The sequence below is a fragment of the Burkholderia sp. BCC1996 genome, from assembly GCF_905339955.1.
In the GTDB taxonomy this organism is placed as follows: Bacteria; Pseudomonadota; Gammaproteobacteria; order Burkholderiales; family Burkholderiaceae; genus Burkholderia.
Genome location: NZ_CAJPHM010000087.1, coordinates 1 through 968 on the forward strand (window position 1 = coordinate 1; position 968 = coordinate 968).

The following is a 968-nucleotide window of genomic DNA, read 5'->3' on the forward strand; positions in this document are numbered from 1 at the left end:
CAATCTGGTTTGCCGCGCGTAGTTTGGTCAGCAGCAACGCGTGCAATGCGTCCCACACGCCAGCCTCTTGCCAGTCCCGCAGCCGACGCCAGCAACTCACGCCCGAGCCACATCCCATTTCCGCAGGAAGATCGCGCCAGCGAATGCCGGTCTTCAGCACGAACAGAATGCCCGTCAGCGCTGCACGATTCGGCACGGGCTTGCGGCCCGGGTACTTGAACCGACGGGGCTTGGCAGGTGGTAGAAGTGGCTCGATTAGTTTCCACAACTCGTCGTCAATGATCGGCTTGCCCATCTCCCTGATCCGGTTGTCACGACGGCTCAGGTTAACAGGTCGAGAGAAAAGTTAACAGTAGCTACGCGTCTTTTTGAAACCGTCTCTAAGTGCTGGGCGGGATTTTCGGTATCGCTGACGGTGTCGACGCCGCATGACTGCGCGGAAACGCCGCTCCCGCAAGGCTGCAGCCACTGGATTGACAATCGAGTGGGATGTATTCGGCGATAGTCCGGACAATTTGCTCGGGATTGTGTCGTTGGAACTCGATGTTCTCGTGGCAGCGCGATGCGTCCGTGGCTCCCTTGCTTTTCGACTATCCTTACCATAAAGTAAGGAATAAGGGGGTATCGTTATGACTACGGCAACCATCACTTCAAAGGGTCAGGTCACAATTCCGGTAGACGTAAGAAATCAACTTGGCCTGGAGGCCGGTGACCGGATCGAATTCAGCTTCAACGAGGCGACAGGCCGGTATGAGGTCTATCCGGCAACGCGCTCGCTCGTAGCGCTCAAGGGCGTTGTGAAGAAGCCTGCGAAACCGGTGTCGATTGATGACATGAATCGGGCCATCGCTGAGCAGGGGGCGTCGGCGCGATGATCGGACTGGATACAAACGTGCTGGTCCGCTACTTCGCGCAAGACGACGAGGTTCAGGCGAAGAAGGCGACGCTACTGATGGAGTCCCTGTCGG

Annotated in this window: 2 protein-coding genes and 1 pseudogene; 2 read left to right on the plus strand and 1 reads right to left on the minus strand. The window is 57.5% G+C overall.

The annotated features are described in order from the left end of the window. Positions 1 to 295: transposase (locus U4Z64_RS37300; RefSeq protein ID WP_321822683.1), on the minus strand; the 295-nt coding region annotated here is incomplete at its 3' end. A gap of 334 nt (positions 296 to 629) precedes the next feature. Here U4Z64_RS37300 and U4Z64_RS37305 point away from each other — a divergent pair. Both U4Z64_RS37305 and U4Z64_RS37310 read left to right on the plus strand, forming a co-directional pair. After that, positions 630 to 875, plus strand: coding sequence for an AbrB/MazE/SpoVT family DNA-binding domain-containing protein (locus U4Z64_RS37305; protein WP_124489703.1), 246 nt, complete (start codon positions 630 to 632; stop codon positions 873 to 875). Continuing rightward, positions 872 to 968: pseudogene (locus tag U4Z64_RS37310) on the plus strand (VapC toxin family PIN domain ribonuclease); the annotation flags it as partial. The gene U4Z64_RS37305 and the pseudogene U4Z64_RS37310, both read left to right, overlap by 4 nt.

Excerpts from the sequence above, each read along its gene's own strand:
- U4Z64_RS37305 (WP_124489703.1), top strand. The coding sequence starts at position 630 with ATGACTACGGCAACCATCACTTCAAAGGGTCAGGTCACAATTCCGGTA.